The sequence below is a fragment of the Streptomyces sp. PTY087I2 genome, assembly GCF_001687325.1.
In the GTDB taxonomy this organism is placed as follows: Bacteria; Actinomycetota; Actinomycetes; order Streptomycetales; family Streptomycetaceae; genus Streptomyces.
Genome location: NZ_LZRD01000030.1, coordinates 20822 through 47460 on the forward strand (window position 1 = coordinate 20822; position 26639 = coordinate 47460).

The following is a 26639-nucleotide window of genomic DNA, read 5'->3' on the forward strand; positions in this document are numbered from 1 at the left end:
ATGGACGCTCTGCGGAACCCGGTGGGCGGGCATGTCCCGGTGGCGGGCGGCCTCGCGAAGGTCGGCCTGGAGTACGCACGCGAGCTGGCGGCGGAGACCGTGCAGGTCTTCGTGGCGAACCCGCGCGGCTGGGCGACGCCCGCCGGGAACCCGGCGCAGGACGAGCTGTTCCGCGCCGAGTGCGCGGCGGCCTCGATCCCGGCGTACGTGCACGCCCCGTATCTGATCAACTTCGGCTCGCACACCGAGGCGACGGTGGAGAAGTCCGTGGAGTCCCTGCGCCACTCGCTGCGGCGGGCCCGGGAGATCGGCGCGCTGGGCGTGGTGGTGCACACCGGTTCGGCGACCGGCGGGCGGCCGCGCGCCGAGGCGCTGGCCCAGGTGCGGGAGCACATGCGGCCGCTGCTGGACGAGCTGACCCATGACGACGATCCGGATCTGCTGCTGGAGTCGACGGCCGGCCAGGGCTTCTCGCTCTGCTCGCGGACCTGGGACTTCGGGCCGTACTTCGAAGCGCTGGACTCCCACCCGAAGCTGGGCATCTGTCTGGACACCTGCCACATCTACGCCGCCGGGCACGACCTGACCGGTCCGGCGGGGATGCGGCAGACGCTGGACCTGCTGGTGGAGACGGTCGGCGAGGGGCGGCTGAAGCTGATTCACGCCAATGACTCCAAGGACGTCGTGGGCGCCCACAAGGACCGGCACGAGAACATCGGCGCCGGTCATATCGGGGCGGAGCCGTTCGCCGAGCTGTTCGCCCATCCGGCGACCGAGGGCGTACCGCTGATCATCGAGACGCCCGGCGGCAAGGGAGGTCACGCGGCGGACGTGGCCCGGCTGAAGGAGCTGCGGGAGAGCCGCCGGACCTAGCAGAGCTTTACAGCTCCGGGCCGTCCCCCGGCTCCTCCTGGTAGGAGTAGCGCTGCTCGGACCAGGGGTCGCCGATGTTGTGGTAGCCCCGCTCCTCCCAGAATCCGCGCCGGTCCGCCGTCATGTACTCGATGCCCCGGACCCATTTCGGGCCCTTCCAGGCGTACAGGTGCGGGACGACGAGACGCAGCGGGAAGCCGTGCTCGGCGGTGAGGAGTTCGCCGTCCTTGTGGGTGGCGAAGAGGGTGCGCTCGGAGGCGAAGTCGGTCAGGCGCAGGTTCGAGGAGAAGCCGTACTCGGCCCAGACCATCACATGGGTGGCGTCGGGGGCGGGCGGCGCCAGGTCGAGGATCGCCCGGGCGGGGACCCCGCCCCATTCGGCGCCGAGCATGCTGAACTTCGTCACGCAGTGCAGATCGGCGACGACCGAGGAGAACGGCAGCACCGAGAAGTCCTGGTGGTTCCAGCAGCGCTTGTCGCCGTCGGCGGTGGCCCCGAAGACGCGGAACTCCCAGCGGTCGGGCTTGAACTTGGGAACGGGCCCGTAGTGGGTGACCGGCCATCCGCGCTGCAATCGCTGTCCTGGTGGAAGCTCCGACTGCTCTGTTCCGCGCTTCTCCCGGTTTTCCGGCTGACCCATGTCTCCATGGTGACAGACAGGCAGGGGTGGTCATGACCAGGGACGACCCTCATCGGGGCAACTCGTACTAAGCGTGCACTTACTGGACGGCCGCTGAGCACGGTGCGAGGATCTGGCCAACTTGCCAGATCGATCACCGGTTGGAAGGAGCCTTTGTCATGCAGGGCGACCCCGAGGTCCTTGAGTTTCTCAATGAGCAGCTGACCGCCGAACTGACTGCGATCAACCAGTACTTCCTGCACGCGAAGATGCAGGACAATTTCGGGTGGACCAAGCTGGCCAAGTACACCCGGGCCGAGTCCTTCGACGAGATGAAGCACGCCGAGATCCTCACCGACCGGATCCTGTTCCTGGACGGACTGCCGAACTATCAGCGGCTGTTCCATGTCCGGGTGGGTCAGACGGTCACCGAGATGTTCCAGGCGGACCGCCAGGTCGAGGTGGAGGCGATCGACCGCCTCAAGCGCGGTATCGAAGTGATGCGCGGCAAGGGGGACATCACCTCCGCGAACATCTTCGAATCGATCCTGGAGGACGAGGAGCACCACATCGACTATCTCGACACCCAGCTGGAGCTGGTCGAGAAGCTGGGTGAGCCGCTCTACATCGCGCAGCTGATCGAGCAGCCGGAGAGCTAGTCCGGACGGTCGGCGACGACGGTCTCAGGCGGCGTCGGAGAGGACCGGGCGGGCGACGGAGGCGACGACGGGCTCCTGCCGCTGGTCGAGCAGTTCGCGGCGCGGGCAGTCGCCCCGGCCCAGGAGTGCCTGGATGCGGCGCACACATCCTCCGCAGTCCGTCCCGGCCTTGCAGGCCGAGGCGATCTGCCGGGGTGTGCAGGCACCGGCGTCCGCATGCTTCTTGACCTGTGCTTCCGTGATGCCGAAGCAGGAGCAGACGTACATGCGGTTCACCTCCCTGCGGGTCGGTCGCTGGTGCCGTCCCGGTCTTCGTCGGTGAGGCTAACCTAACCTTACCCGCCCCCAGGGTGGCGCAAAAGTCCTGGGTACGACTGTGGGGCACGGATCACATGGATCCGTGCCCCACAGGTGCGTCCGGCGAGGACTTCTACTGGTCGCGGTACATCTCGGCGACGAGGAAGGCCAGGTCGAGCGACTGGCTGCGGTTGAGCCGGGGGTCGCAGGCCGTCTCGTAGCGCTGGTGCAGATCGTCCACGAAGATCTCGTGGCCGCCGCCGACGCACTCGGTGACGTCGTCGCCGGTCAGCTCCACGTGGATGCCGCCCGGGTGGGTGCCGAGGCCCTTGTGGACCTCGAAGAAGCCCTTGACCTCGTCCAGGACGTCGTCGAAGCGGCGCGTCTTGTGGCCGGAGGCGGCCTCGAAGGTGTTGCCGTGCATCGGGTCGGTCACCCAGGCGACGGTCGCGCCGGAGGCGGTGACCTTCTCGACCAGCTCGGGGAGCTTGTCGCGGACCTTGTCGGCGCCCATGCGGACGATGAAGGTCAGCCGGCCGGGCTCGCGCTCGGGGTCGAGGCGGTCGACGTAACCGAGGGCCTCGTCGACGGTGGTCGTCGGGCCGAGCTTGACGCCGATGGGGTTGCGGACCTTCGAGGCGAACTCGATGTGCGCGCCGTCCATCTGGCGGGTGCGCTCACCGATCCAGACCATGTGGCCGGAGGTGTCGTACAGCTGGCCGGTGCGCGAGTCGGTGCGGGTCAGCGCTGTCTCGTAGTCCATCAGCAGCGCCTCGTGCGAGGCGTAGAACTCGACCGCCTTGAACTCGGCCGGGTCGGTGCCGCACGCCTTCATGAAGTTGAGGGCGTTGTCGATCTCGCGGGCCAGGGCCTCGTAGCGCTGGCCCGCGGGGGACGACTTCACGAAGTCCTGGTTCCAGGCGTGGACCTGGCGCAGGTCGGCGTAACCGCCGGTGGTGAAGGCGCGCACCAGGTTCAGCGTGGAGGAGGACGCGTGGTACATCTGCTTCAGCCGCTGCGGGTCCGGGACCCGGGCCTCCTCGGTGAAGGCGAAGCCGTTCACCGAGTCGCCGCGGTAGGTCGGCAGGGTCACGCCGTCGCGGGTCTCGGTCGGCTTGGAGCGCGGCTTGGAGTACTGGCCCGCGATCCGGCCGACCTTGACGACCGGCACGGAGGCGGCGTAGGTCAGGACGGCGCTCATCTGGAGCAGCGTCTTCAGCTTGGCCCGGATGTGCTCGGCGGACACGGCGTCGAAGGCCTCGGCGCAGTCGCCGCCCTGGAGCAGGAACGCCTCGCCCTTGGCGACGGCTCCCAGACGGGCGCGCAGCTGGTCGCACTCGCCCGCGAAGACGAGCGGCGGATACGACGCGAGGTCCGCGAGTACATCGCGCAGCGCCTCGGAGTCGGGGTACTCGGGCTGCTGCGCCGCGGGAAGGTCTCGCCAGGTGTTGCCACCGGCGACGGAGGTATTGGCGTTCACGGTCACGTGCACAACATTACGGGGTCCAGGAGGGCGTCCATTCGAACGCTCAATAGTTGAGACACCCGCTTCGGTGCCCGGATCGTCCGCTAGGGTCGGTGTATGTCGACGCAACAGATCCAGATCTCGATCCAGAACTGGTGGTGGACCGCTCATCCGGCGGCCCGCTGATTCATCGCGCTGACACTTCGCGAAGGCCGCCCGAGGGGCGGCCTTTTCCGTGTTCAGGAGCCGTTCCTCTCCCCCGGAAGGAAGCTGCTCCCATGTCCCGGATGCCGTCCCGATCCGCCTCCGCCCTCATCCGCCGGCTGCTCGCGGAGGACGCCCCGCCGTTCGCGTTGCTGCGCCGCCGGACACCCGGCCGTGACCACGATCACGTCGAACTGCTGATCGGCGGGGTGCGGGAGGCGGACCGGCTGGCCGATCTGCCGGTGGGCGCGTCGCCGGCGCTGGCGCTGGTGCCGTTCCGGCAGATCGCCGAGCGCGGGTTCGACGTCCGCGACGACGGCACCCCGCTGAGCGTGCTGGTCGCCGACGAGTGTCATGAGCTGGGGCTCGCGGAGGTGCTGGCGGCGCTGCCGGCGCATGACGTGACCGTGGCGGACCGCGGCTTCGATGTGCCGGACGAGGCGTACGCGGACATCGTGCGGCGGGTGATCCGGGACGAGATCGGGCAGGGCGAGGGCGCGAACTTCGTGATCCGGCGGACGTTCCGGGGCGAGATCCCCGGGTTCGGGCGGGCGGACGCGCTGGCGCTGTTCCGGCGGCTGCTGGCGGGCGAGCGGGGCGCGTACTGGACGTTCGTGGTGCACACCGGGGACAGGACGCTGGTGGGAGCCAGTCCGGAGGTGCATGTGCGGATGTCGGGCGGGACGGTCGTGATGAACCCGATCAGCGGGACGTACCGCTACCCGGCCGAGGGGCCCACCGCGGAGAGCCTGCTGGCGTTCCTCGGGGACCGCAAGGAGAGCGAGGAGCTGTCCATGGTGGTCGACGAGGAGCTGAAGATGATGTGCACGGTGGGCGACATGGGCGGGGTGGTGGTCGGCCCCCGGCTCAAGGAGATGGCCCACCTCGCGCACACCGAGTACGAGCTGCGCGGGAAGTCCTCGCTGGATGTACGGGACGTGCTGCGCGAGACGATGTTCGCGGCGACCGTCACCGGCTCCCCCGTGCAGAACGCGTGCCGGGTGATCGAGCGGTACGAGTCCGGGGGCCGCGGCTACTACGCGGGGGCGCTGGCCCTGCTGGGCCGGGACGCGAACGGGGCGCAGACCCTGGACTCGCCGATCCTGATCCGTACGGCCGACATCGCCCCCGACGGTTCGCTGAAGGTGCCGGTCGGGGCCACGCTCGTACGCCACTCGGATCCGGCGAGCGAGGTCGCCGAGACGCATGCCAAGGCGGCCGGGGTGCTGGCCGCCCTCGGGGTGCGGCCGGGCCGCCCGGCGGCGGAGGCGGACCGGCCGCGCCTGGCCTCCGACCCCCGGGTGCAGGCGGCGCTGGACGACCGGCGCGGCGGGCTCGCCCCGTTCTGGCTGCGGATGCAGGAGCGCGTCCGGGACCTGTCCGGCCACGCCCTGGTGGTGGACGGCGAGGACACGTTCACCGCGATGCTGGCCCATCTGCTGCGGGCGTCCGGGCTTGACGTCTCGGTGCGCCGGTACGACGAGCCGGGGCTGCGCGAGGCGGTCCGGGCGCACGTCGGGCCCGTGGTGCTGGGCCCCGGCCCGGGCAACCCGGGCGATCTCACCGACCCGAAGATGCGGCTGCTGCGGGAGATCGCCGCCGAGCTGGTGCGGGACCACCGGCACGGGCTGCTGGGGGTCTGCCTCGGGCATGAGCTGATCGCGGCGGAGCTGGGCCTGGAGATCGTCCGCAAGGCGGTGCCGTACCAGGGGACGCAGACCAGGATCGAGCTGTTCGGGCGGCCGGAGACGGTCGGCTTCTACAACAGCTTCACCGCCCGGTGCGGCGGTCCGGCCGCCGCCGAGCTGGCCGCGCACGGCATCGAGGTGAGCCGCGACGAGGAGAGCGGCGAGCTGCACGCGCTGCGGGGGCCGGGGTTCGCCTCGGTGCAGTTCCACCCGGAGTCGGTGCTGACCGTGCGGGGCTCGGCGATCGTGACGGAGCTGCTGGCGGGGCTGCCCGTGCCGCGCTGAGCTTTATGCGTTCCTCGGCACGAGGACGTTCTCGCTGTGGCGGCGGGCCAGGTAATCGGTGACGTTCTTGACGGTCGCGTCGATGATCTGGCCCACCGCGTCCTCGGTGTAGTACGCCTGGTGCGACGTGACGATGACGTTGGGGAACGTCACCAGCCGGGCCAGGGTGTCGTCGTCGATGCCCTCCAGGGACTTGTCGAGGAAGAACAGCCCGGCCTCCGCCTCGTACACGTCGAGTCCGACACCGAGGAAGCGGCCCGCGCGGAGTTCGGTGACCAGGGCGGCGGTGTCGATGAGGCCGCCGCGGCTGGAGTTGACGAGGATCGCGTCGTCCTTCATCGCCTTGAGGGCGCCCTCGTCGATGATGTGCTGGGTGGCGGGCAGCAGCGGTACGTGCAGGCTGATCAGGTCGGCCTCGGCGAACAGCCGCTCCTTTTCCACGTACTCCATGCCCAGCTCGACGCAGGCCGGGTTCTCCACGACGTCCCAGCCGAGCAGTTTCATGCCGAAGCCGTGGGCGATCCGGGTGAACGCCTCGCCGATCTTGCCGGTGCCGAGCACGCCGACGGTCCGGCCGCGCATGTCCCGGCCGAGCAGCCCGTCGAGGCGGAAGTCGAAGTCCCGGGTGCGGCTCGCGGCGCGGATGATGCGCCGGTTGACGGCCATGGCGAGGGTCCAGGCGAATTCGGCGACCGAGTACGGCGAGTAGGACGAGACCCGGGCGACGCGCAGGGCGAGGCGCTCGGCGACCTCCAGGTCGATGTTGTTGAAGCCGGTGGAGCGCTGGGCGATCATCTGCGTGCCGCCCGCGGCGAGCGTCTGGAGCACCGGGGCGCTCAGGTCGGCGTTGACGCTCGTGGAGATGATCTCGTGGCCGGCCGCGATGGGGGCGGTGTCCCGGTTGAGGAAGACGTCCAGGCAGCGGACCTCGTGCAGCCCCTCGAAGGCCTTCTCGATCAGGGGCTTCTCGTCGGACTGCACACCGAAGGCCAGAATTTCCACGGGTTCTCCCGAGCTGGGTCCGGGGACGGAACAGGGCAGGGCCGGTCAGCCCGAATATACGGCCGCGGCCCCGCCCCCGCCGGATCAGACGTCGTCGAGGCCGCGCTCGATGGCGTACCGGACGAGCTCCACCCGGTTGTGCAGCTGGAGCTTGCCGAGGGTGTTCTGCACATGGTTCTGAACCGTGCGGTGCGAGATCACCAGCCGTTCGGCGATCTGCTTGTACGAGAGGCCCTTGGCGACCAACCGCAGCACCTCGGTCTCCCGGTCGGTGAGCTGCGGGGCCTTCGGCTCGTCCGACGCCACGGGGGCGGGGTCGGAGGCGAGCCGGCGGTACTCGCCGAGGACCAGGCCCGCCAGGCCCGGGGTGAAGACCGGGTCGCCGGCCGCGGTGGAGCGGACGGCGTCGGTCAGCTCCTGGGTGGAGGCGGACTTCAGGAGATAGCCGGTGGCCCCGGACTTCACCGCCTCCAGGACGTCGGCGTGCTCGCCGCTCGCGGAGAGGACCAGGACCCGCAGGCCGGGGTGGGAGCCGACGAGCTCCTTGCAGACCTGGACGCCGGGCATGCCGGGGAGGTTCAGGTCGAGGACGAGGACGTCCGGGCTGACCGCCTTGGCCCGGCGCACTGCCTGCGGGCCGTCCCCGGCGGTCGCGACGACGTCGAAGCCGGACTCGGTCAGGTCGCGGGCGACCGCGTCGCGCCACATGGGGTGGTCGTCGACGACCATGACCCTGATGGGCCGGTCCGCCGCCCCCTGCTCGTCCTGCGGTGTGTTCTGCGTGCTCATCGGCCCGTTCCTGCCTTCCCCCGGGAAACCTTCGGTGCTCTGGGAACCTTCAACTCGACCTCGCAGCCCTGTCCGGGCACCGAGATCAGCTCTGCCGTGCCGCCCAGGTCGCGCAGCCGGCCGCGGATGGAGAGCGCCACCCCGAGCCGCCCCTCCCCCTCGGCCTGGGCGAGCCGTCCCTCGGGGATGCCGGGGCCGTCGTCCCGGACCGTGACGATCACCTCGTCCGGCTCGTCCTCGACCAGGATCCACGCCTGGGCGTCCGGGCCCGCGTGCACCCGGACGTTGTCCAGGGCGGCGCTGACGGCGGCGGCCAGCTCCCGGGCCGCGGCGGCGGGGAGCAGCACCGGGGCGCCCGGCTCGGCGAAGCTCGTACGGGATCCGGCGTGCGGGGCGAGCAGGGCGCGCAGGTCGCAGGGGGCCCGGTCGGCGGGGCCCGCCTCCTCGTCGACCTCGACCGTGCGGACCACGGCGCCCTCGGCGGCGTCCTCGGAGACCCGGGTGGGGGGCACGAGGCCGCTGGAGACCAGGGTGCGCAGGGCGACCTCCTGTTCCCCGGCCATCCGGCCCAGCTCGGCCGCCTCGCCGCCGATGGCGGTGCCGCGGCGCTGGACCATGGCGAGGACCTGGAGCACGCTGTCGTGGATGTCGCGGGCGAGCCGTTCGCGTTCGCGGGTGGCGGCCTCGATCTCCAGGGCGCGGGCGAGGGTGCGCTCACTGGCGCGGGCGACCTCGACGACGTACCCGATGGCGATGGAGGCGACCCAGACCAGCAGGACGTTGTGGTAGGTGTCCCGGCTGGGCTCGCCGCGCTGGATGATGTTGGCGGCGGCGACGAACGTGGAGGCGAAGGCCGCCCACCGCCAGCCGCCCTTGATGGCGAAGGCGAGGACCGCGCCGGCCGTCCAGATCGACGGCAGCGTCGGGCCGTCGAAGGACTGGGAGTCGACGTCGGCGAGCGGGGTGAGCAGGATGCCGGTCAGCGCGACGACGAGGTCGGCGCCGAGGAAGCGTTTGGTGCAGTTCGCCGCCGAGCGGACCTTGGGCAGGGTGGCGAGCGTCCACACGGCGAGGAACGCCAGATAGGCGACGGCGATCCAGGGCCGCTCGAACCGCTCCCGCCCGAAGTCGTCCTTGCCGAAGATCGCGAGCAGCACCGCGTAGATCATCGTCAGGACGCGGTAGCCGGTCAGCGCACGCCACAGCGGCAGCTCGACCGACATCCGTACGACCCGCTCACGCTTGGCCATGGTCACACCCCCCGGACGGTCAACGACGCGGTTACGCGCCGGACCGTTCCGTTCCGTTTCCGTTGCCCGCGGCGGCCTGCTTCCGCTCCCGCTTGGCCTCCTCGGCCTTGGCCTTCGCCTCGTCGGCGATCTGGCGCTTGGCGGCGGTGGCGTAGATGTCCACGTACTCCTGGCCGGAGAGCTTCATGATCTCGTACATGACCTCGTCGGTCACCGAGCGCAGGATGAAGCGGTCGCCGTCCATGCCCTGGTAGCGGCTGAAGTCCAGCGGCTTGCCGATCCTGATGCCGGGGCGCATGAGCTTGGGCACCACCTGGCCGGGCGGCTGGATCTTCTCGGTGTCGATCATGGCGACCGGGATGACGGGGGCGCCGGTGGCGAGCGCCACCCGGGCGAGGCCGCCGGGCTTGCCGCGGTAGAGGCGGCCGTCGGGCGAGCGGGTGCCCTCGGGGTAGATACCGAAGAGGTTGCCGCTCTCGATGACCTGGATGCCCGCCCTGATCGCCGCCTCGCCTGCGCCGCGCGCTCCGGAGCGGTCGACGGGGAGCTGGCCGACGCCCTTGAAGAAGGCGGCGGTGAGCTTGCCCTTCACGCCGGGCGAGGTGAAGTACTCGGCCTTGGCGATGAACGTGACCTTGCGGTCCAGCACGGCCGGGAGGAAGAACGAGTCGGAGAAGGAGAGGTGGTTGCTGGCGAGGATCGCCGGACCGCGCTCGGGGATGTTCTCCAGACCCTCCACCCACGGCCGGAAGGCGAGCTTCAGGGACCCGCCGATGGAGAACTTCATGGCGCCGTAGATCAACTCTGGTTCCTCCTGTGTGCTGTCGCTAGAGATTAGCCTGTGCCGTCGTCGCGGCCGCCGCCCGGCAGGGGGACCCGCCTCCCGGCCGGGCCGTGCGGGGCGCTGCGTGGGGGCGTGACGGCCCTGGTCGGTGTCGGTCCGGTCGCGTACGGTGAAGTCATCCGTCAAGCACTCCCCCAGGTGCGCCCTCCCCGCCCCGTCCCACGAACAGGAGACCCTGGTGCCGGTCCTCCCTGGAGCCGAGCCGTTCCGCCACGAGGGCGGAGAGGTCGGCGTCCTCCTCTGCCATGGCTTCACCGGATCCCCGCAGTCGCTGCGCCCCTGGGCCGACTATCTCGCCGAGCGCGGACTGACGGTCTCGCTGCCGCTGCTGCCGGGCCACGGCACCCGCTGGGAGGACATGGCGGCCACCGGCTGGCAGGACTGGTACGCGGAGGTGGACCGGGAGCTGCGGGTCCTCACCGAGACGTGCGAGCAGGTCTTCGTCTTCGGGCTGTCCATGGGCGGCGCGCTGTCCCTGCGGCTCGCGGCCAAGCACGGGGACGCGATCAGCGGTCTGGTGCTGGTCAACCCGGCCAACAAGGTGCACGGCCTCTCGGCGTACGCGCTGCCGGTCGCCCGCCACCTCGTCCGTACGACGAAGGGGCTGGCCGACGACATCGCGCTCCCCGGCTCGCACGAGGTGGGGTACGACCGGGTGCCACTGCACTGCGCCCACTCGGTGCGGAAGTTCTTCAAGCTGGTCGACGGCGAGCTGCCCCAGGTGACCCAGCCGGTGGTGCTGCTGCACAGCCCGCAGGACCATGTCGTGCCGCCCGCCGACAGCGCCCGGATCCTCAGCCGGATCTCCTCCACGGATGTTTCCGAGATCCTGCTGGAACAGAGCTACCACGTGGCGACGTTGGACCATGATGCGGAGCGGATCTTCGATGAGAGCTACCGGTTCATCGGCCGTCTCGCACCGAACGTCGGGATGAAGGGGAGCACGTCCGGTGGCTGAGCACGACGCGGATCGCACAGGCAGCGACGAGGAGCGCGAACCGCGCCCCTCGGAGCCCGCGGCCGTCCCGGAGGGGACGAAGCCGGCGGGGGCCGAGGGAGCGGAGCAGGAGCGGGCGATCGACGAGGACGCGGCATGGGCCGCGATCGTCGCGGGGTACGGGGAGGAGCCGCCGGATCCGCCGGGCGCCAAGCCGTTCAAGTCCATCGAGGACCTGGCCCTGCTGGAGGACGACCAGCGCAATGTGACGGGGCCCGGCGACGGCCCGGCCGGGGACCCGGCGGACAAAGGCTCCGGCAAGACGCCACCGAAGCCGCCCGAGAAGAAGCCGCTGGGCAGCTCGGTGGTCTTCGCGCCCGGCGTCGCGGGCCCGCGTGACTACGAGCTGCCCGAGTCCAAGGACGACGGCATCGACGAGCCGGACGACGGGGACGAGGGCCACTTCGTGCCCCCGGAGCCGCCGCCGCTGCCGGAGGCCGACGTCACGGCGAAGTTCGCCTGGCTCGCGGTGATCGGCGGGCCGGTGCTGATGCTGATCGCGGTGCTGCTCCAGTGGGAGATGACGTGGTGGCTCACCACGCTCTGCATCGGCGGGTTCCTCGGCGGCTTCGCCACCCTGGTGGCCCGGATGCCGAGCGACGACGATGACGACACCTTCGGCGACCCGGGGCGCGGCGCGGTCGTGTGACCGTCACCCGGCGGGGCCCCTGAGGGGCGAGGGCCGTGTGACCGTCATCCGGCAGGCACTCTGAGGGCGGCCAGGACCGGCAGATGGTCCGTGGCCGCCCCCAGGTCTGCGTCACTGACCCCGGGGAGCCCGGCCGGCACCCCGCAGCCGAGCACCTCGATGCCCGGGGTCGCGAAGACGGCGTCGATGCGCTTACGGGGCGCGTCGGGCGGGAACGTCAGCTCGCCGCCCCACGGGGCGACGGCCCGGCAGTCCTGGAGCTCCCCGGCCAGCTGCCGGAACGCCTTCCCCATCGGTACGTCGTTGAGGTCGCCGCCCGCCACCGCGTGCTCCACGCCCATCGAGGCGAGCTGTTCCAGCAGCCGGTCGGCCTGGGCGAGGCGTTCGTCGCGCTGGAGGCTCAGATGGCAGCTGAGCACCCCGAGCCGGGCCCCGGCGATCCGCACGACGGCGGTGGCGAAGCCCCGGCGGTGCAGGCCGGGGGTGAGGGGCAGCAGGACGTCCTCGGTGCGCTCGACCCGCGCGCGCAGCGAGCACAGCAGCAGGGGTCCGGCGGCGGTGGCCCCGCCGCTCAGCACCACCAGGTCGCTGCTCTTCGCGAGCCGGGCGGCGGCCTTGCGCCAGCGGAAGAAGCGCGGGGCCTCCTGGACGAGCACCAGATCGGGGGCGCAGGCGCGGATGACCCGGGCCAGGGCCGCGGTGTCGTCGTGCAGGGAGCGGACGTTGTAGCTCAGCACTCGGATGACGGCTGAACCGTCCGGCTCGGTACGGGAGTCGGGCAGGGGCGTCAGGACCATGCGGGCCACGATACGGCGGACGCCCGCCGCTGCCCCGGAGGGCGGCGACGGGCGTCCGCTGCGTCGTACGGAAGTGGCCCCTAGCCCTGGCGGGCGAGGTCGGCCGCGCCCACGAGCCCTGCCTTGCCGCCGAGTTGGGCGGCGAGCACCTGGGCGTGCGGGCGCCACTCGCCGCCGATCAGCCAGCGCCGGAACGACTTGCGGATCGGGTCGAGGACGAGCTCGCCCTCGTCCGAGACGCCGCCGCCGACGATGAACGCGGACGGGTCGAACAGCGAGGCGAGGTCGGCCAGTCCGGCACCGGCCCAGCGGGCCAGCTCGCGGAACGAGTCGATGGCCACCGGGTCGCCCTGGCGGGCGGCCTCGCTGATGTGCTTGCCCTCGATGCCGTCCACCGAGCCGTCGCCGAGGCCGAGCAGCACGGCGGCGTTCTCGGGGGTGGCGTTGGCGCGCTGCTTGGCGTACCGGACGAGCGCGCGGCCGGAGGCGTACTGCTCCCAGCAGCCCTGGCTGCCGCAGCCGCAGAGCAGACCGTCCGGGACGACCCGGATGTGGCCGAACTCGGCGGCCACGCCGAAGCGTCCGCGGCGCAGCTTGTTGCCGATGATGATGCCGCCGCCGAGGCCGGTGCCGAGCGTGATGCAGATGACGTCGTCGTGGCCCTGGCCGGCCCCGAAGCGGTATTCGCCCCAGGCCGCGGCGTTGGCGTCGTTCTCCACGACGACGGGCAGGCCGACGCGCTGTTCGACCTTGTCCTTGAGCGGCTCGTGACGCCAGTTGATGTTCGGTGCGAACAGGACGGTGGCGCGCTTGTCGTCGACGTAACCGGCGGCGCCGATGCCGACGGCCTCCACGTCATGACCCTCGCTCGCCCCGGCGACCGCCGCGCAGATCGCGTCGACGATGCCTTCGGCCGTCGGCGGGGTCGCCACCTTGAACGTCGAGAGGATCCGGCCCTCTTCGTCGACCACTCCAGCCGCGATCTTCGTGCCGCCGATATCGACGCCGATGGTGAGTCCCATGAATCCCTCAGTTTCGGTCGAGCCCCGCTAGGGGCAACCGTACCCGAGGCCGCGCCCGGTACCGGCCGGAGCCGGTCAGTCCAGGTCGATGCGTTCGGTGCCGGAAGGGCCCTCGTCCCGGGGGTCGGACGGGTCGTCGGCGGCCTGCTTCGAGGGGCCCGCGGTGCCCGAGGCGCCCTCGGTGGTGCGGGTCCAGCGGCTCTCCTGGCCCTCCACCGCGGAGCGGTAGGCGGCCAGCAGTTCGTTGCCCGCTGCGGCGAGGTGGTCGAAGACCTGGGGGTTGCGTTCGATGACCGGTTCCACGGCGGACTTCGCCTGCCGGATGGCCTGCTGGACCGCGGGGGCGGCGACGCCGAACAGCGGGGTCTGGAGCGAGGAGACCTTGTCGGCGACGGCGTCGACCAGCTTGCGCAGCTCCTCGGCGGCGGATCCGGGCTGCGGGCCGTACTGCGCGCGGCGGCGGGCCTTCTCGGCCGCGAGGTCCTCGGCGCAGGCGTCGGCCCACGCGTCGCCGTCGGCGGGACGGTCGGTGGCTTCACTCATGGCGGACTCCTGCGACGCGGGCGGCCGACGGTCGGCCTGCGGTTCACGTACTACCGACGTTACCCGAATGGCCGCACGGCGTTCAGGAAGTGCGCGGCCACAGGGCCGGGTCCGGGGTGAACCGCACCCGCAGCACCCCGTCGGCCAGGGCCGCGCCGGAGACGGTGCAGCGGCGCAGCGCGGAGGCGATCCGCACGATCCGGTGGAAGGGGCCGACGGTCAGGAGCAGTTCGTCGCCCCGGCGGACCAGACGCAGGTCCTCCTTGGCGGCCCCGGGCAGCGGCAGGCACCAGGCGATGGTCGTGGTCCCGTCCTCCGGGTCCTGCTCCTCCTCGGTCCACCAGGGGTCGCCGGTCCGGCCGGGCGTCCGGTCGTCGGGGGCGGGGATCTCCAGCGCGGCCAGGTCGCCCACGCCCTCGGGGTCGCGGCCCAGGTGGGCGGCCTCGTGCACGGGCAGGTCCGGGGCCAGGTCCTGGTGCCAGTGGTCCAGGCACTTCTCCTGCTGGGCGGCGAGCGCGGCGAACCAGGGGTCGGAGGAGTGCCGGGGCAGCACGCGGGAGGCGACCAGCAGATCGGCGGTCAGCCCGTGCAGGGCGAGGCCGGTACGGGCGGTGCGCAGGGCGTCCTCGGCGGCCGGGCCGGGCTCGGCGACCAGCCGGAGCGTGGTGGCCTCGTCCTCGATCAGGGCCTGGACGGCGGCCAGCTCCTCGTCCTTGCGGGCGGCGGCCTCGTACAGCCACTGGGCGGGCATCGGGACCCCGGCGAGCTGGGCGAGGACGGGGCGCAGGGCGCGGGCGGCCTGGCGTTCGGCGGGGAGCAGCCGGCGCAGATAGCGGCGGAGCTGTTCCGGGAGGGCGAGCAGGGCCAGGGCCTCGGGCAGCGGCGGGAGGTCGACGACGAGGGTGTCGTACCCGGACAGGTCGCCCTCGGCGGCGCGGCGCAGCGTGTGCAGCAGGGCGAGCTGCGGGGAACCGGGGAGTTCGGTGAGCTCCTCGCCGTCGAGCCGGCCCGCGCCGAGCAGGTCCAGGACGCCGGAGGCGCGCTTCTGGAGTTCGGTGAGTTCGGCGCGGAAGTGCTCGCCGGAGTCGATGCGGAGGTGGTCGAGGCGGTCGGCGACCGGGGTGGGTCCGGTGGCGGCCGGGAAGCCGGGTATGGCCTCGGCGGAGAGCAGCAGGGTGCGGCCGCCGCGGGCGGCGGCGGCCAGTGCGGTGGCCGCCGCGACGGTGGTACGGCCCGCGCCGCCGGGGCCGGTGACCAGGACCGTACGCATGTCGCTCAGGCCTTGGGGGCGGACTCGACGCGCTTCTTCAGACCGGCGAGGGCGCGGTCGATGATGACCTTCTCGGCCTTGCGCTTGATCATGCCGAGCAGCGGGATCTTGACGTCGACGGCGAGCCGGTAGGTGACCTCGGTGCGCTCGCCGCCGGCGACCGGGGTGAGGGCGTAGGTGCCGTCCAGGGAGCGCAGCATCTGGGACTTGACGAGGCTCCAGCTGACCTCGTTCTCACCGGTCCAGGTGTAGGCGAGGACGTGGTCGTCCTTGATCGCCCCGGCGTCCAGGACGAGGCGGACCTGCTCGGCGCGGCCCTGGTCGTCGGTGGAGAGGACCTCGGCCTCCTTGACCTCGCCGGTCCACTCCGGGTAGCGGGCGAAGTCGGCGATCACGCCCATGACGTCGGCCGGTGCCGCCTCGATCGTGATGCTCGAGCTGGTGTGTTCAGCCATCGCCGTGGCCCTCCAGTGCGGTGATACCGGTCGCTGTCGGCAGGAGCCTGCCGCTGTGCAGGCTATCGCGTGCCCGGGGCGCTCCGGTCCGCGCCCCGGCCGCCCGCGCTCACCAGGTCAGCGCCCAGGGCGTTCCGGTCGAGGCGAAGTGGCCGACGTTGACGCACTCGGTGGTACCGATGCGCATCCGGCGGACCAACGGCTGGTGAACATGGCCGAAAAGCGCGTATCGGGGGCGGGTGGCGCGGATCGCCTCCAGCAGGGCGGTGCTGCCGCGTTCGAAGCGGCGGGCGACGGTGTCGTAGGTCAGCTCGGGGACCTCGGGCGGGATGTGCGAGCAGAGGACGTCGACCGGGCCGAGCGCCTCGACCTTGGCGGCGTACTCCTCGTCGCTGATCTCGTACGGGGTGTTCATCGGGGTCTTGAGGCCGCCGCCGACGAAGCCGAAGACCCGGCCGCCGATCTCCACCCGCTCCCCGTCCAGCACGGTCGTACCGGGGCGGGCGTACTCGGGCCACAGGTGCGGGACGTCGACGTTGCCGTAGGTGGCGTACGTCGGGGTGGGGAAGGCCGCGAAGAGTTCGGCGTACTGCTCGCGCACCGCGCCGAGGATCTCGGTGTTGCGGTCGCGGCCGGCCCACAGCTCGCGGCCGAAGGCGCGGGCCTCGTCGTAGCGGCGTGCGGTGCGCAGCGCGACGATGCGGCTCGCGTTCTCCTTGCCGAAGAGGGCGGGGAAGATGCCGCGCGAGTGGTCCCGGTAGTCGAGGAAGAGCACCAGGTCACCGAGGCATATCAGCGCGTCGGCACCGTCCCCCGCGCGGGCCAGGGCCTCGGTGTTGCCGTGCACGTCGCTGACCACATGGATCCGGGTCGCCCTGGTGGCCGGGTCCCGGCTGTCCGGTTCGCTGCCTCGCATGCGATCACCCTAGAGTGCGGCTTCCGTCCCTGGTAGACCGTCGGACCTGCGGTTACTTCCACGTCGGGACGCCGGTGGACTACTGTGCGCGAAAGGGCCATTTATATGTGTGATGCATAAGACATCTGGCCGGAACCCCCTATCCGGAACCGAGTACCGGTGGGTAACGTCCGGGCAGTCCAGTCGTGCTCACCCCACTGAGCACCCGCCAATCTTGGACCGCAGCCGGTGCGTCACACAGAGCCGTGGCACCGGAGCCCGATGAGGAGCAGCAGTCTTGCGCGAGTTCAGCCTTCCGGCCCTGTACGAGGTCCCGACGGACGGCAACCTGACGGATCTCATCCGCCGCAATGCCGCTCAGCATCCCGAAGTCGCGGTGATGAGCCGCAAGGTGGCCGGCGTCTGGACGGACGTCAGCGCCACCCAGTTCCTGGCCGAGGTGAGAGCCGCCGCCAAAGGGCTGATCGCCTCGGGTGTGCAGCCCGGCGACCGGGTCGCCCTGATGTCGCGCACCCGTTTCGAGTGGGTGCTGCTGGACTTCGCGATCTGGAGCGCGGGCGCGGTGACCGTGCCGGTGTACGAGACCAGCTCCGCCGAGCAGGTGCAGTGGATCCTCGGTGACTCCGGGGCGGTGGCGGTGCTCGTGGAGAGCGACGCGCACGCCGCGGCCGTGGCCTCCGTACGGGATTCCCTGCCGGAGCTGGCGCACGTCTGGCAGATCGACGCGGGCGCCGTGGAGGCGCTCGGCAGGGCGGGTGCCGAGGTCTCGGACGAGACCATGGACCTGCGGATGGTCAGCGCCAAGGCGGACGACCCGGCGACGATCGTCTACACCTCGGGCACCACGGGCCGCCCCAAGGGCTGTGTGCTCACCCACCGCAGCTTCTTCGCGGAGTGCGGCAACGTGGTGGAGCGGCTGAAGCCGCTGTTCCGTACGGGCGAGTGCTCGGTGCTGCTGTTCCTGCCCGCCGCGCACGTCTTCGGCCGGCTGGTCGAGGTGGCCTCGGTGATGGCCCCGATCAAGCTCGGCTGCGTCCCGGACATCAAGAACCTGACCGACGAGCTGGCCTCGTTCCGGCCGACGCTGATCCTGGGCGTGCCCCGGGTCTTCGAGAAGGTCTACAACGCGGCCCGCGCGAAGGCGCAGGCGGACGGCAAGGGCAAGATCTTCGACCGGGCCGCCGACACGGCGATCGCCTACAGCCGGGCGCTGTCCACCCCGCAGGGTCCCGCGCTGGGTCTGAAGCTCAAGCACAAGCTCTTCGACAAGCTGGTCTTCGGCAAGCTCCGCGCGGTGCTCGGCGGCCGGGGCGAGTACGCGATCTCCGGCGGCGCGCCGCTGGGCGAGCGGCTCGGCCACTTCTACCGGGGCATCGGCTTCACGGTCCTGGAGGGCTACGGCCTGACCGAGTCGTGCGCGGCCACCGCGTTCAACCCGTGGGACCGGCCGAAGATCGGCACGGTCGGCCAGCCGCTGCCCGGTTCGGTCGTGCGGATCGCGGACGACGGCGAGGTCCTGCTGCACGGCGAGCACCTGTTCACCGGTTACTGGAACAACGAGGCGGCCTCCGCCGAGGCGCTGGCCGACGGCTGGTTCCACACCGGGGACATCGGCACGCTCGACGAGGACGGCTACCTCGCGATCACCGGCCGCAAGAAGGAGATCATCGTGACGGCGGGCGGCAAGAACGTCGCCCCGGCCGTCATCGAGGACCGGATCCGCGCCCATGCCCTGGTCGCCGAGTGCATGGTGGTCGGCGACGGCCGCCCGTTCGTCGGGGCGCTGGTCACGCTGGACGAGGAGTTCCTGAGCCGCTGGGCCGAGGAGAACGGCAAGCCGGCCGGCTCGACGGCCCTGTCGCTGCGCGAGGACGCGGAGCTGCTGGCCGAGGTGCAGCGGGCGGTGGACGACGGCAACGCGGCGGTCTCCAAGGCGGAGTCGGTGCGCAAGTTCCGTATCCTGCCGACCCAGTTCACCGAGGAGGCGGGCCACATCACGCCGTCGCTGAAGCTGAAGCGGAACGTGGTGGCGAAGGACTTCGCGGACGAGGTGGAGTCGATCTACCGCGCCTGAGGGTTACGCCGGAGGGGGCCCGCGCTTTTCGAGAAGCGCGGGCCCCTCGGCGTACGTGTGGGCCAGGTGCGGGCCCCTTTCGCGTACGGCACACGCGGGGCCCTTCGGCGTACGGGCCACACGCGGGCCCCCTTCGCGTACGGCACAGAGGGCGGCGCGGCGGGCGTCGGCCCCCCGGCCCGCCGCCCCCGTACGGTCACAGCAGCGTCTTGAGCTTCTCCGCCAGCAGGTCCCAGCGCCACTTCTCCTCGACCCAGGCCCGGCCGCGCTCCCCCATCCGCTGCCGCAGCTCCGGGTCGCCGAGCAGCGTGACGATCCGGTCCGCCGACTCCTCGGCGCTGCCGCCGCGCACCACCCAGCCGGTCTCGCCGTCGAGCACCGCGTCCGGGGCGCCGCCGGAGTCGCCGGCCACCACGGGCAGCCCGGTCGCGGACGCCTCCAGGTAGACGATGCCCAGGCCCTCCACGTCCAGCCCGCCGCGCCGGGTCCGGCACGGCATCGCGAAGACGTCCCCGGCCCCGTAGTGCGCGGGCAGCTCCTCCCACGGCACGGGCCCGGTGAAGCGCACCGAGTCCGCCACCCCGGTCTCCTCGGCCAGCCGCTTCAGCTCCTTCGCGTACGGGCCGCCGCCGACGATCAGCAGCACCGCGTCCGGAATCTGCGCCAGGATCGCGGGCATGGCGAGGATCAGCGTGTCCTGGCCCTTGCGCGGCACCAGACGCGAGACGCAGACGACCACCGGGCGGTCGGTCAGCCCGAGGCGGGCCCGGACCTGGTCGCCGCCGGAGCCCGGATGGAAGGTCTTCTCGTCGACGCCGGGCGGCAGTTGGGCCATGCGGCCGGCCGCGTCGGGGGTGAGCGCGGCGGCGATCCGGGAGCGGGTGTACTCACCGAGATAGGTGATCGTGTCCGTGCCCTCACCGATCCGGCGCAGCAGCTGCCGGGACGCGGGCAGTTGCGCCCAGCCCGCCTCGTGGCCGTGGGTGGTGGCCACCAGACGGCGGGCGCCCGCGCGGCGCAGCGCCGGGGCCATCAGGCCGAGCGGGGCGGCGGCGCCGAACCAGACGGAGGTGCAGCCGTGGTCGCGCAGCAGCTCGGTGGCCCGGCGGGTGACGCGCGGGGTCGGCAGCAGCATCGTCGTCCGGTCGCGGACCACGGGGAAGGGCTGTTCGGCGTCGAAGGCGGCGGTGGCCGCCGCGCCCTCCTCGCCGCGCTTCCAGGTGGAGGCGTAGACGACGACCCTCTCGGGATCCAGGCGCAGCGCCATGTTGTGCAGGAACGCCTGGATGCCACCGGGGCGGGGCGGGAAGTCGTTGGTCACGATCAAGGTCTTGTCCATCGCCGCCGACAGTACCGAACGGCCGCGCTTCACCGCTGGCGCCCTCCGCCGACGGCATCATGAACCGCCGGGGGGCGGTCGGGGACGAACGACGACGAGGGCGGCGATGACGACGGGACGAGCACCCACCGGCACCGGACCGTGGCCCTACGCGGTCTGGGCGTTGACCCGCGGCTGGCTGCTGGCCTGCGTGTTCCAGGTGGTCACGGTGGCCGGCCCGGACGTCACGGTGGATGTGTCGGTGATCTACCGGGGCTGGTACGAGACCCTGCTGACCGGCACGTATCCGCTGGACGACGTCACCTGGCAGTACCCGCCCGGGGCGGCCCTGGCGATCCTCTCCCCCGCCCTGCTGCCGTTCTGGGAGTACGCGACGGCGTTCTTCATGCTGGTGCTGGTCTGCGACGCGCTGGTACTGGGGCTGCTGCTGTACGCGGGGCGGCGGCCGGGGATGCGGGCTGCGGGCGCCTGGGTATGGGTCGTGGGGGTGCCGCTGCTGGGTCCGACGGTCTACGCCCGCTACGACCTGATGGTGACGGCGGTCGCGGTGGCGGCGCTGCTGGCGGGGGTGCGCAGGCCCCGGGCGCTGGGGGCGCTGGCCGCGTTCGGGGCGCTGCTGAAGGGGTGGCCGGCGCTGCTGCTGGTGGGGGTGCGCAAGGGGCGCCCGACACGGGCGGCCTGGGGGTCGGCGGCGCTGAGCGCGGCGGGTCTCGCGGCGGCGTTCGCGCTGTGGATGCCCGGGGCGTTCGCGTTCCTGGCCTTCCAGCGGGACCGGGGCACCGAGGTCGAGTCGCTGGGGGCGCTGGTCTTCCACATCGCGCGGCAGTTCGGCTGGGAGGGGCGGGTGGAGCTGCGTTACGGCTCGCTGGAGTTCGTCGGGCCGCGGGTGGAGCTGGTGTCGACGCTGGCGCTGGGGCTCGCGGTCCTGGCACTGGGCTGGCTGCTGCTGTGGCGGCTGCGGGCCCGGTCGTTCGCGGCGCGCACCCCGGCCGAGGCGGCGTTCACGGCGGTGCTGCTGTTCACGGTGACCAGCCGGGTGATCAGCCCGCAGTACGTGGTGTGGCTGGTCGGTCTGGCCGCGGTGTGCCTGGTGTTCCGGGGGACGGCGATGACCCTGCCCGCGGTCCTGGTGCTGGTGGCGGCGGGGGTGACGCTGCTGGAGTTCCCGATCGGCTTCGGCCATGTGGTGGCGAGCGACGCGCGCGGGGTGACGCTCCTGGTCGTACGGAACGGGCTGCTGGTGGCGGCCTCGCTGATCGCGGCCCGGCGGCTGTGGCGGTCGACGGTGCCGGGGAGACCACGCGTACAGGCCGTCCCGGGCGCGGTGGAGGGTCAGCCGAGCCGGGTGGCGAGGTAGTCGCGCCAGTCGGCGGTGAACTGTTCGGGGGTGGTGTCGAGCACCGCTTTCAGGGCTTCCTCCACCGCCCCTTCGCGCCCGTCGTGCGCGCCGACGGTCTCGTAGAAGGCGATCAGCTTCTCCTTGCCCCATCGCGCGGCGATCAGCTCGCAGGCCAGCCAGCCGCCCTCGTACGCGCCCGCGAGCTTCGCCGGGTCGCCGTCGAAGCCGAAGTCCCCGTCGGCGGGGAGGTCGGCCGGGGTCCGGCCGTCGCGGACGGCCTCGGCCAGTTCGGGGGCGATGGTGTCGGCGGCGCGGTCCTCGCCCCGGTAGGCGGTCCAGTCGGCGAAGCCCTCGGAGAGCCAGACGGGGGTGGCGCTGGAGGTGCTGGTCCGGGTGGCGACATGGGTCGTCTCATGGGTCAGGACGATCCGCTGCCCGAAGCTGCCCAGGGTGGCGTACGCCTGTGGGTTGACGATCACCCGGTCGGCGATGGCGGGGCGGTCGCCGGTGCCGCCGACCTCGCCGGTGGTGACGGCGGCGATGCCCCGGTAGCTGGCCTCGGGCGAGCCGAGCAGCCCCGCCATGGACTCGACGGAGTCCGGGACGAGGACGACCACCCGGCGGTTCCAGGGGCGCGGCCAGGCGTCCGAGACGGCCGGTACGGCGAGGTCCACGGTGTCCGCGATCTGCCGCAGCTCCTCCTCGCCCCGTCCGACGCCCAGGACGATGCTGTGGGCGCCCTGGACGACGTCCACGTCCCCCTGCTGCCACAGCTGCCCGGAGGCGCCCTTGGCGGGCCGGTCCTCGGTGATGTACCAGCGCTCGCCGTCGCGCATCAGCTCCAGGACGCGGCGGGTGGCGACCGGGGCGGTGTCGTACCCGTCGATCCGGTAGCGCAGCTCCACCTCGGCGGTGGCCCACTGCCCGTCCTGCTCGGTGATGCCCTTGACGTCGTACGTCCACGACTTGAGCGGCACGTCGGCGAGCCGTTCCAGCTCGGTGCGCTGGGTGGCCCGGAGCTTCGCGGCGTCCGGGGCGAGGCCGTCGAGGTAGCCCGCCGGGTCGTGGGCGAGGACGGCCGCCGCGCGGCGCTCCAGGGTGGCGTCGAGGGCCCCGGTGGTGAGGAAGGTGTCCGGGCCGGCGGAGGCCGTGCAGGCGGACGCGGTCAGGAGCGCGGCGAGCACCAGGCCCGCCGCACGCCGCCGCCCTCGGGGGCGTCCCCCGCGCGCGTCACGTCCTCGTACGGCCACCCTGCCGATCGTACGGTCAGATCCGGGTGACCGAGGAGACGGGCATCATGCCGACCGGATCGTAGCGGACCGCGGCGCCCGGGTAGGGGGCGTGGATGACCTGGCCGTTGCCGACGTACATGCCGATGTGGCTGGCGTCCGCCCGGTAGGCGACGAGGTCACCGGGCTGTGCCTGGGAGAGGGGCACCATGCGGCCCGCGTAGCGCTGGGCCTGGGAGGTGCGGGGCAGGCTCACCCCGGCCTGGGCGTAGGCCCACTGCATCAGGCCGGAACAGTCGAATCCGGAGGGCCCGTTGGCGCCCCAGACGTAGGGTCTGCCGAGCGCCTGGTGCGCGGCGGCCACGGCGGACATCGCGCGGGCCGAGCCGGGGGCGACGCCGGAGAGGTCGGGCAGCCCGTCGCGGCCGGAGCGGGAGGCCCGGTCGAAGGAGGCGCGCTGCTCGGGCGGCAGCGAGGCGAGCAGCCGGCGGGCCTCGCGGAGCTTGGCCTCGACGGCGCGCTTGTGGCGGCTGACGGCGGCCCGGTTGCGCTCCAGGTCGGTCAGGGCGCGGGTGGTCTCGGCGCGGCTCTGGGCAAGCTTGCGCTGGGCGTGCCGCAGTTTGTCCAGGGTCATCGCCTGGCGGGCGCCGGCCCGGTCGAGGGCGGCGGCCTGCTCCAGGTAGGTGTCCGGGTCGGCGGAGAGCAGCAGGGCGACGGCCGGGTCGATGGAGCCGGTGCGGTACTGGGCGCCCGCCATCGCGCCGAGCGCGTTGCGCATCTCGTTGACGCGTTCCTGGCCCCGGGCCGTGGCGTCCTGGGCGCGGTCCGCCTCGCCGCGCAGCCGCTTCACGCGCTCCCCGGCCTCGTTGAACCGCTCGGTGGCCTGCTCGGCCTCCTCGTAGAGGCGGTCGACGGCGGCCTTGGCGCTCTCCCGGGTGTCCTTCGGGTCGGCGCTCGCCGGGGCCCCGGTCAGGGTGGCGGCCGCGGTGGCGGCGGCCGCCGAGACGACCGTGACCCGGACGCCTCTGGTGAAGCCGGACTGTGTGCAACGGCGATGGGACACCACTGGTAGCCGCACTCCCTTCCGCTGACGCGGTGGTGCGCAGCCCCTGCCGCCCGGGCGGGCGGACGGAGTCCGGGAGCTGCGCAGCAGCCAGACAGTAATCGGACGACTACGCGTCGGCCAAAGACCGCGCCACGGCCGGAAGAAGGGCCGGAATGCCGCCGCCCCGCCGGTGACCTTGGTCTCCGGCGGGGCGGGGGCGTCAGCGTGGTGCGCGGCGATTCCCTCGTTCGGGCGTGCCGTGGCGCGCCGTCGCGTCGGTGTCAGATGCGGACGCCGAACTGGAAGGTGCCCATGTAGTCCATCGACTCGTAGCGGACGACGGTGCCCGGCTTCGGGGCGTGCAGGACCTGGTTGTTGCCGGCGTAGAAGCCGACGTGCGACAGGCCGTTGAAGAAGACCAGGTCGCCCGGCTTGAGCTGGCTGCGGCCGATCTTCGTGCCGTCGTTCTGCTGGGTGTACGTGGTCCGGCTGATGCCGACACCGGCCTGGGCGAAGGCCCACTGGGTCAGCCCGGAGCAGTCGTAGGAGTTGGGGCCGGAGCCGCCGGAGACGTACGGCTTGCCGATCTGGGTGGCGGCGGCGCTGAGGGCGGCGGCTCCACGGCCGGACGCGGGGGCCTCGTTGCCGAGTTCGACCCGGTCGCTGGCGGCGCGGCTGGCGCGCTGCTCCTCCTGCTGCATCTTGGCCCGCTCGGCCTGCGTCAGCGTGTTGAGGAGCCGCTGGGCGTCGGCCAGCTTGCCCTGGTACTTCTTCTTGTTCTCGCCGAGCGCCTTGCGGACGTCGGCGAGGTCGCCGAGCTTGTCCTGGGCTTCCTTGCGCTGCTGGGCGAGGGTGCGCTGCTTGGACTGGATCTTCTGGAGCGCCTCGGTCTGCTTGACCGTCAGCTGGTCGAGCGCGGAGGCCTGGTCCAGGAAGCTGTCCGGGTCCGAGGCGAGGAAGAGGGCGACCGAGGGGTCGATGCCGCCGGAGCGGTACTGCGCGGTGGCGATCGAACCCAGCTCGCCGCGGAGCGTGTTGAGCTCGGCCTGGCCGCGGGCGACCTTGTCCTGGAGCGCGTCGACTTCCTTCTTCAGCTTGTCCTGCTGCTCCTTGGCCCCGTTGTACTTCTCGGTGGCGGCCTCGGCCTCGTGGTAGAGCTTGTCGACCTTCGCCTTGACCTCGCTCTTGGTCGGCTTGGGGTCGGCGTGGGCGGCCTGGGAGGTCAGGGCCACGGCCGCGGCGGCGGTCGCGGTGAGCACGGTCACGCGGGTGCGGCTCGGCTGCTTGGGACGACGGTGGGACGCCACGAAGGCGAGCTCCTTCTTCCTCAGAGCCGCCTACCGGGCTTGTGGGGGACAGAATCCCCGGCTCCGTGCACATGACGGACTCGGCGGTTCCTTCGCCGTCACCCCCAATGGGTGATCAACCGTGCGAAGGTTCGAGGCCTGACCCTAGTGACCATCTTGTGATCAGTTCAAATCCTCACAGGATTTTTCTCGTCACACCCGGCACTTCTTTACTCTCACCCCACCGCGTGTAGCGGCGACTTGACGGTACGTTCCCGCAAATCCGGCATGTCACACATGCCGCCCAAACACCTTTAGACGCGCGAAAGGCGCTTGAGGAGCAAGACGGATGCGACCGGCCGCGCCCCGGCCTTCGCCACACCGTCCGCCACCTCGCGGTCGGTGGAGACGACCACCACGGGCCGCCCCGGCGGTTCCGCGCGGGCCAGTTGACGGATGACCTCGTCCGCCGTGACGCCGGGCTTGCTGAACAGCACCCGTACGCCGCGCGGCGGGGCGAGCAGCACCGGGGCGGCCAGTTCGGCCCCGTCGAAGACACAGGTCATCTCGGCGCCGGTCTGCGCCGCGAGCACCGAGAGCCCGCCCAGCAGCCGCAACCGCTGCTTCTCCAGCGGCATCTGGGGATAGCCGGTCTTGGTGACGTTGTAGCCGTCCACGATGAGATGCGCCTGCGGCAGCGCGAGCAGCTGGTCCAGCAGCGCCGGATCGGTCTCCGAAAGGGCGCGCGCGGCAATGTCCTTGGGCGACATCCGGCCCGGCTCCAGCGCGTCCACGGTGTCGGCGGGATGCGTGGTCGCCGGAGGGAGCGCCAGCTCCCGGCGCAGCCCCGCGGCCGCGTCCAGCACGGTGTCCAGGAGCAGCCGCAGCCGCATGTCCTCCACCGAGCGGCCCTCGCGGGCGGCGCGGCGGCTCGCCTCCAGGGCCGCTTCGGCCTCCCCCAGCCGCCCCTTGAGCCGGCGCGACTCGCTCTCCACGGCGGAGAGCTGGGCGGCCGACTCGGCCCGTACGGTGTCGGTCTCGGCGGCGCTGCGGCGCAGGGCGGCCTCGCCGCGCTTCACCTCGCTGAGCGCGCTGCGCAGTTTGCGGTGCAGCGACTCGGACTCCTTGCGGGCCGCCTCCAGCTCGGTGCGCAGCCGCTCGGTCTCCGTACGGGTGTGGGCGTGGGCCCGCTCCAGCTCCTCGCGCAGCTGCTCCAGCTCCCGCCGGGTCTCCTCGTCCGCTCGTTCCGCGTCGGCGCGCTGGACCTCCTCGCCGGCCGATTCGACCAGCTTGACCCAGCCCGCCGGGCGCAGCACATAGGCGGCCGCGGCCACGTCGAGGGGGTCGGCGGCGGCGGGCGGCGCGCCCGCCTCCAGCGCGCCGGTCAGCTCGGGCTGCGACTGGCCGAGCCGCTCGCCGATGCGCTGCCGGAAGACGGCGTCGCTCTCCAGCGCGGCGGCCATCGCGTTGCCCGCGAACTTCGCCCGCCGGGTCGGGGTGAACCGGGCGTACTGCCGTAGCTGGGACGGCAGTTCGGCGACGGTCAGGGCACCGAAGGCGTCCGAGACCAGCGCGATCACCCGCCGTCGCACACCCTCGGGCAGCGGACGGCCGAGCGCCTCTGCACCGCCGTCGGCCTCATCGGCCGGTCCGGCGCCGCTGGTCGGCTGATCCACCGTCCGTCACCCCATAGATATGTCGAA

General features: G+C 72.2%; 26 protein-coding genes. 8 read left to right on the plus strand and 18 right to left on the minus strand.

Going from position 1 to position 26639, the window contains the following annotated elements; all coding sequences use genetic code 11:
• Positions 1-873 carry a deoxyribonuclease IV gene (locus tag A3Q37_RS28810; RefSeq protein ID WP_065488847.1) on the plus strand — a complete coding sequence of 291 codons (873 nt, stop codon included), beginning with the start codon at positions 1-3 and terminating at the stop codon, positions 871-873.
• Between the two features lie 7 nt (positions 874-880).
• Here A3Q37_RS28810 and A3Q37_RS28815 read toward each other — a convergent pair whose 3' ends face one another.
• The gene (locus A3Q37_RS28815) at positions 881-1513 is read right to left on the minus strand and encodes a sulfite oxidase-like oxidoreductase (protein ID WP_065488848.1); all 633 of its coding nucleotides are present in this window, start codon (positions 1511-1513) and stop codon (positions 881-883) included.
• Between the two features lie 158 nt (positions 1514-1671).
• Between A3Q37_RS28815 and bfr the strand changes: the two genes are divergently transcribed.
• Entirely contained in the window at positions 1672-2151 is a 480-nt protein-coding gene (gene bfr / locus A3Q37_RS28820; RefSeq protein ID WP_007451289.1) for a bacterioferritin, read from the plus strand.
• Between the two features lie 24 nt (positions 2152-2175).
• Here bfr and A3Q37_RS28825 read toward each other — a convergent pair whose 3' ends face one another.
• Both A3Q37_RS28825 and A3Q37_RS28830 read right to left on the minus strand, forming a co-directional pair.
• Positions 2176-2418 carry a bacterioferritin-associated ferredoxin gene (locus tag A3Q37_RS28825; protein ID WP_065488849.1) on the minus strand — a complete coding sequence of 81 codons (243 nt, stop codon included), beginning with the start codon at positions 2416-2418 and terminating at the stop codon, positions 2176-2178.
• Positions 2419-2581: 163 nt separating this feature from the next.
• Positions 2582-3928 carry a class II 3-deoxy-7-phosphoheptulonate synthase gene (locus A3Q37_RS28830; protein WP_065488957.1) on the minus strand — a complete coding sequence of 449 codons (1347 nt, stop codon included), beginning with the start codon at positions 3926-3928 and terminating at the stop codon, positions 2582-2584.
• Between the two features lie 102 nt (positions 3929-4030).
• Here A3Q37_RS28830 and A3Q37_RS38390 point away from each other — a divergent pair, with 102 nt between their 5' ends.
• Positions 4031-4099 carry a trp operon leader peptide gene (locus A3Q37_RS38390; protein ID WP_106429850.1) on the plus strand — a complete coding sequence of 23 codons (69 nt, stop codon included), beginning with the start codon at positions 4031-4033 and terminating at the stop codon, positions 4097-4099.
• Between the two features lie 92 nt (positions 4100-4191).
• Complete coding sequence (locus A3Q37_RS28835; RefSeq protein WP_107471606.1) at positions 4192-6090, plus strand: anthranilate synthase family protein; 1899 nt, start codon at positions 4192-4194, stop codon at positions 6088-6090.
• Between the two features lie 3 nt (positions 6091-6093).
• On the opposite strand, the gene A3Q37_RS28840 is transcribed toward A3Q37_RS28835, so the two are convergent.
• The 4 genes from A3Q37_RS28840 to A3Q37_RS28855 all read right to left on the minus strand — a co-directional run bounded on the left by A3Q37_RS28840 (position 6094) and on the right by A3Q37_RS28855 (position 9918).
• Positions 6094-7092, minus strand: coding sequence for a 2-hydroxyacid dehydrogenase (locus A3Q37_RS28840; RefSeq protein WP_065488850.1), 999 nt, complete (start codon positions 7090-7092; stop codon positions 6094-6096).
• Positions 7093-7176: 84 nt separating this feature from the next.
• Positions 7177-7881 (minus strand): response regulator transcription factor, encoded by a 705-nt coding sequence (locus A3Q37_RS28845; protein ID WP_065488851.1) that lies wholly within the window; start codon positions 7879-7881, stop codon positions 7177-7179.
• A complete protein-coding gene (macS, locus tag A3Q37_RS28850; protein WP_065488853.1) occupies positions 7878-9131 on the minus strand; it encodes a MacS family sensor histidine kinase in 1254 nt (417 codons plus the stop codon). Before macS ends, A3Q37_RS28845 begins: the two co-directional genes overlap by 4 nt.
• Before the next feature lie 31 nt (positions 9132-9162).
• Positions 9163-9918, minus strand: a complete 756-nt coding sequence (locus tag A3Q37_RS28855; protein WP_176711531.1) for a 1-acyl-sn-glycerol-3-phosphate acyltransferase — start codon at positions 9916-9918, stop codon at positions 9163-9165.
• Positions 9919-10153: 235 nt separating this feature from the next.
• Here A3Q37_RS28855 and A3Q37_RS28860 point away from each other — a divergent pair, with 235 nt between their 5' ends.
• Together A3Q37_RS28860 and A3Q37_RS28865 are read left to right on the plus strand one after the other, a co-directional pair.
• A complete protein-coding gene (locus A3Q37_RS28860) occupies positions 10154-10933 on the plus strand; it encodes a carboxylesterase (protein ID WP_065488855.1) in 780 nt (259 codons plus the stop codon).
• Positions 10926-11621: a hypothetical protein gene (locus tag A3Q37_RS28865; protein WP_065488857.1), complete on the plus strand. Its 696-nt coding sequence runs from the start codon at positions 10926-10928 to the stop codon at positions 11619-11621. The genes A3Q37_RS28860 and A3Q37_RS28865 overlap by 8 nt, the downstream gene beginning before the upstream one ends.
• A 44-nt stretch (positions 11622-11665) precedes the next feature.
• On the opposite strand, the gene A3Q37_RS28870 is transcribed toward A3Q37_RS28865, so the two are convergent.
• The 6 genes from A3Q37_RS28870 to A3Q37_RS28895 form a co-directional block, all read right to left on the minus strand.
• Positions 11666-12418: an endonuclease/exonuclease/phosphatase family protein gene (locus A3Q37_RS28870; protein WP_065488860.1), complete on the minus strand. Its 753-nt coding sequence runs from the start codon at positions 12416-12418 to the stop codon at positions 11666-11668.
• Positions 12419-12498: 80 nt separating this feature from the next.
• Entirely contained in the window at positions 12499-13440 is a 942-nt protein-coding gene (locus tag A3Q37_RS28875; protein ID WP_030086593.1) for an ROK family glucokinase, read from the minus strand.
• A 75-nt stretch (positions 13441-13515) separates the two neighbouring features.
• On the minus strand, positions 13516-13983 hold the full coding sequence (locus tag A3Q37_RS28880; RefSeq protein ID WP_065488863.1) for a DUF5304 domain-containing protein: 468 nt from the start codon (positions 13981-13983) through the stop codon (positions 13516-13518).
• 82 nt (positions 13984-14065) lie between these two features.
• Positions 14066-15253: an ArsA-related P-loop ATPase gene (locus A3Q37_RS28885; protein WP_065488865.1), complete on the minus strand. Its 1188-nt coding sequence runs from the start codon at positions 15251-15253 to the stop codon at positions 14066-14068.
• A gap of 5 nt (positions 15254-15258) precedes the next feature.
• Complete coding sequence (locus A3Q37_RS28890) at positions 15259-15708, minus strand: SRPBCC family protein (RefSeq protein WP_032761660.1); 450 nt, start codon at positions 15706-15708, stop codon at positions 15259-15261.
• 109 nt (positions 15709-15817) lie between these two features.
• Positions 15818-16624, minus strand: a complete 807-nt coding sequence (locus A3Q37_RS28895) for a metallophosphoesterase (protein WP_065488867.1) — start codon at positions 16622-16624, stop codon at positions 15818-15820.
• Between the two features lie 277 nt (positions 16625-16901).
• Here A3Q37_RS28895 and A3Q37_RS28900 point away from each other — a divergent pair, with 277 nt between their 5' ends.
• Complete coding sequence (locus A3Q37_RS28900; protein WP_065488869.1) at positions 16902-18698, plus strand: long-chain fatty acid--CoA ligase; 1797 nt, start codon at positions 16902-16904, stop codon at positions 18696-18698.
• 196 nt (positions 18699-18894) lie between these two features.
• Here the strand turns inward: A3Q37_RS28900 and A3Q37_RS28905 are convergent, their stop codons facing one another.
• Positions 18895-20037: a glycosyltransferase family 4 protein gene (locus A3Q37_RS28905; RefSeq protein WP_065488961.1), complete on the minus strand. Its 1143-nt coding sequence runs from the start codon at positions 20035-20037 to the stop codon at positions 18895-18897.
• 106 nt (positions 20038-20143) lie between these two features.
• Here A3Q37_RS28905 and A3Q37_RS28910 point away from each other — a divergent pair, with 106 nt between their 5' ends.
• On the plus strand, positions 20144-21394 hold the full coding sequence (locus A3Q37_RS28910; protein ID WP_065488871.1) for a glycosyltransferase 87 family protein: 1251 nt from the start codon (positions 20144-20146) through the stop codon (positions 21392-21394).
• Here the strand turns inward: A3Q37_RS28910 and A3Q37_RS28915 are convergent.
• The 4 genes from A3Q37_RS28915 to A3Q37_RS28930 form a co-directional block, all read right to left on the minus strand.
• On the minus strand, positions 21370-22626 hold the full coding sequence (locus A3Q37_RS28915; protein ID WP_079138029.1) for a hypothetical protein: 1257 nt from the start codon (positions 22624-22626) through the stop codon (positions 21370-21372). The two genes, A3Q37_RS28910 and A3Q37_RS28915, sit on opposite strands and share 25 nt — an antisense overlap.
• 16 nt (positions 22627-22642) lie before the next feature.
• Positions 22643-23671: a C40 family peptidase gene (locus A3Q37_RS28920; RefSeq protein WP_065488875.1), complete on the minus strand. Its 1029-nt coding sequence runs from the start codon at positions 23669-23671 to the stop codon at positions 22643-22645.
• A 260-nt stretch (positions 23672-23931) separates the two neighbouring features.
• On the minus strand, positions 23932-24957 hold the full coding sequence (locus A3Q37_RS28925) for an NlpC/P60 family protein (protein WP_065488885.1): 1026 nt from the start codon (positions 24955-24957) through the stop codon (positions 23932-23934).
• Positions 24958-25250: 293 nt separating this feature from the next.
• Positions 25251-26612 carry an NYN domain-containing protein gene (locus A3Q37_RS28930; RefSeq protein ID WP_065488887.1) on the minus strand — a complete coding sequence of 454 codons (1362 nt, stop codon included), beginning with the start codon at positions 26610-26612 and terminating at the stop codon, positions 25251-25253.
• Positions 26613-26639 lie beyond the last annotated feature (27 nt).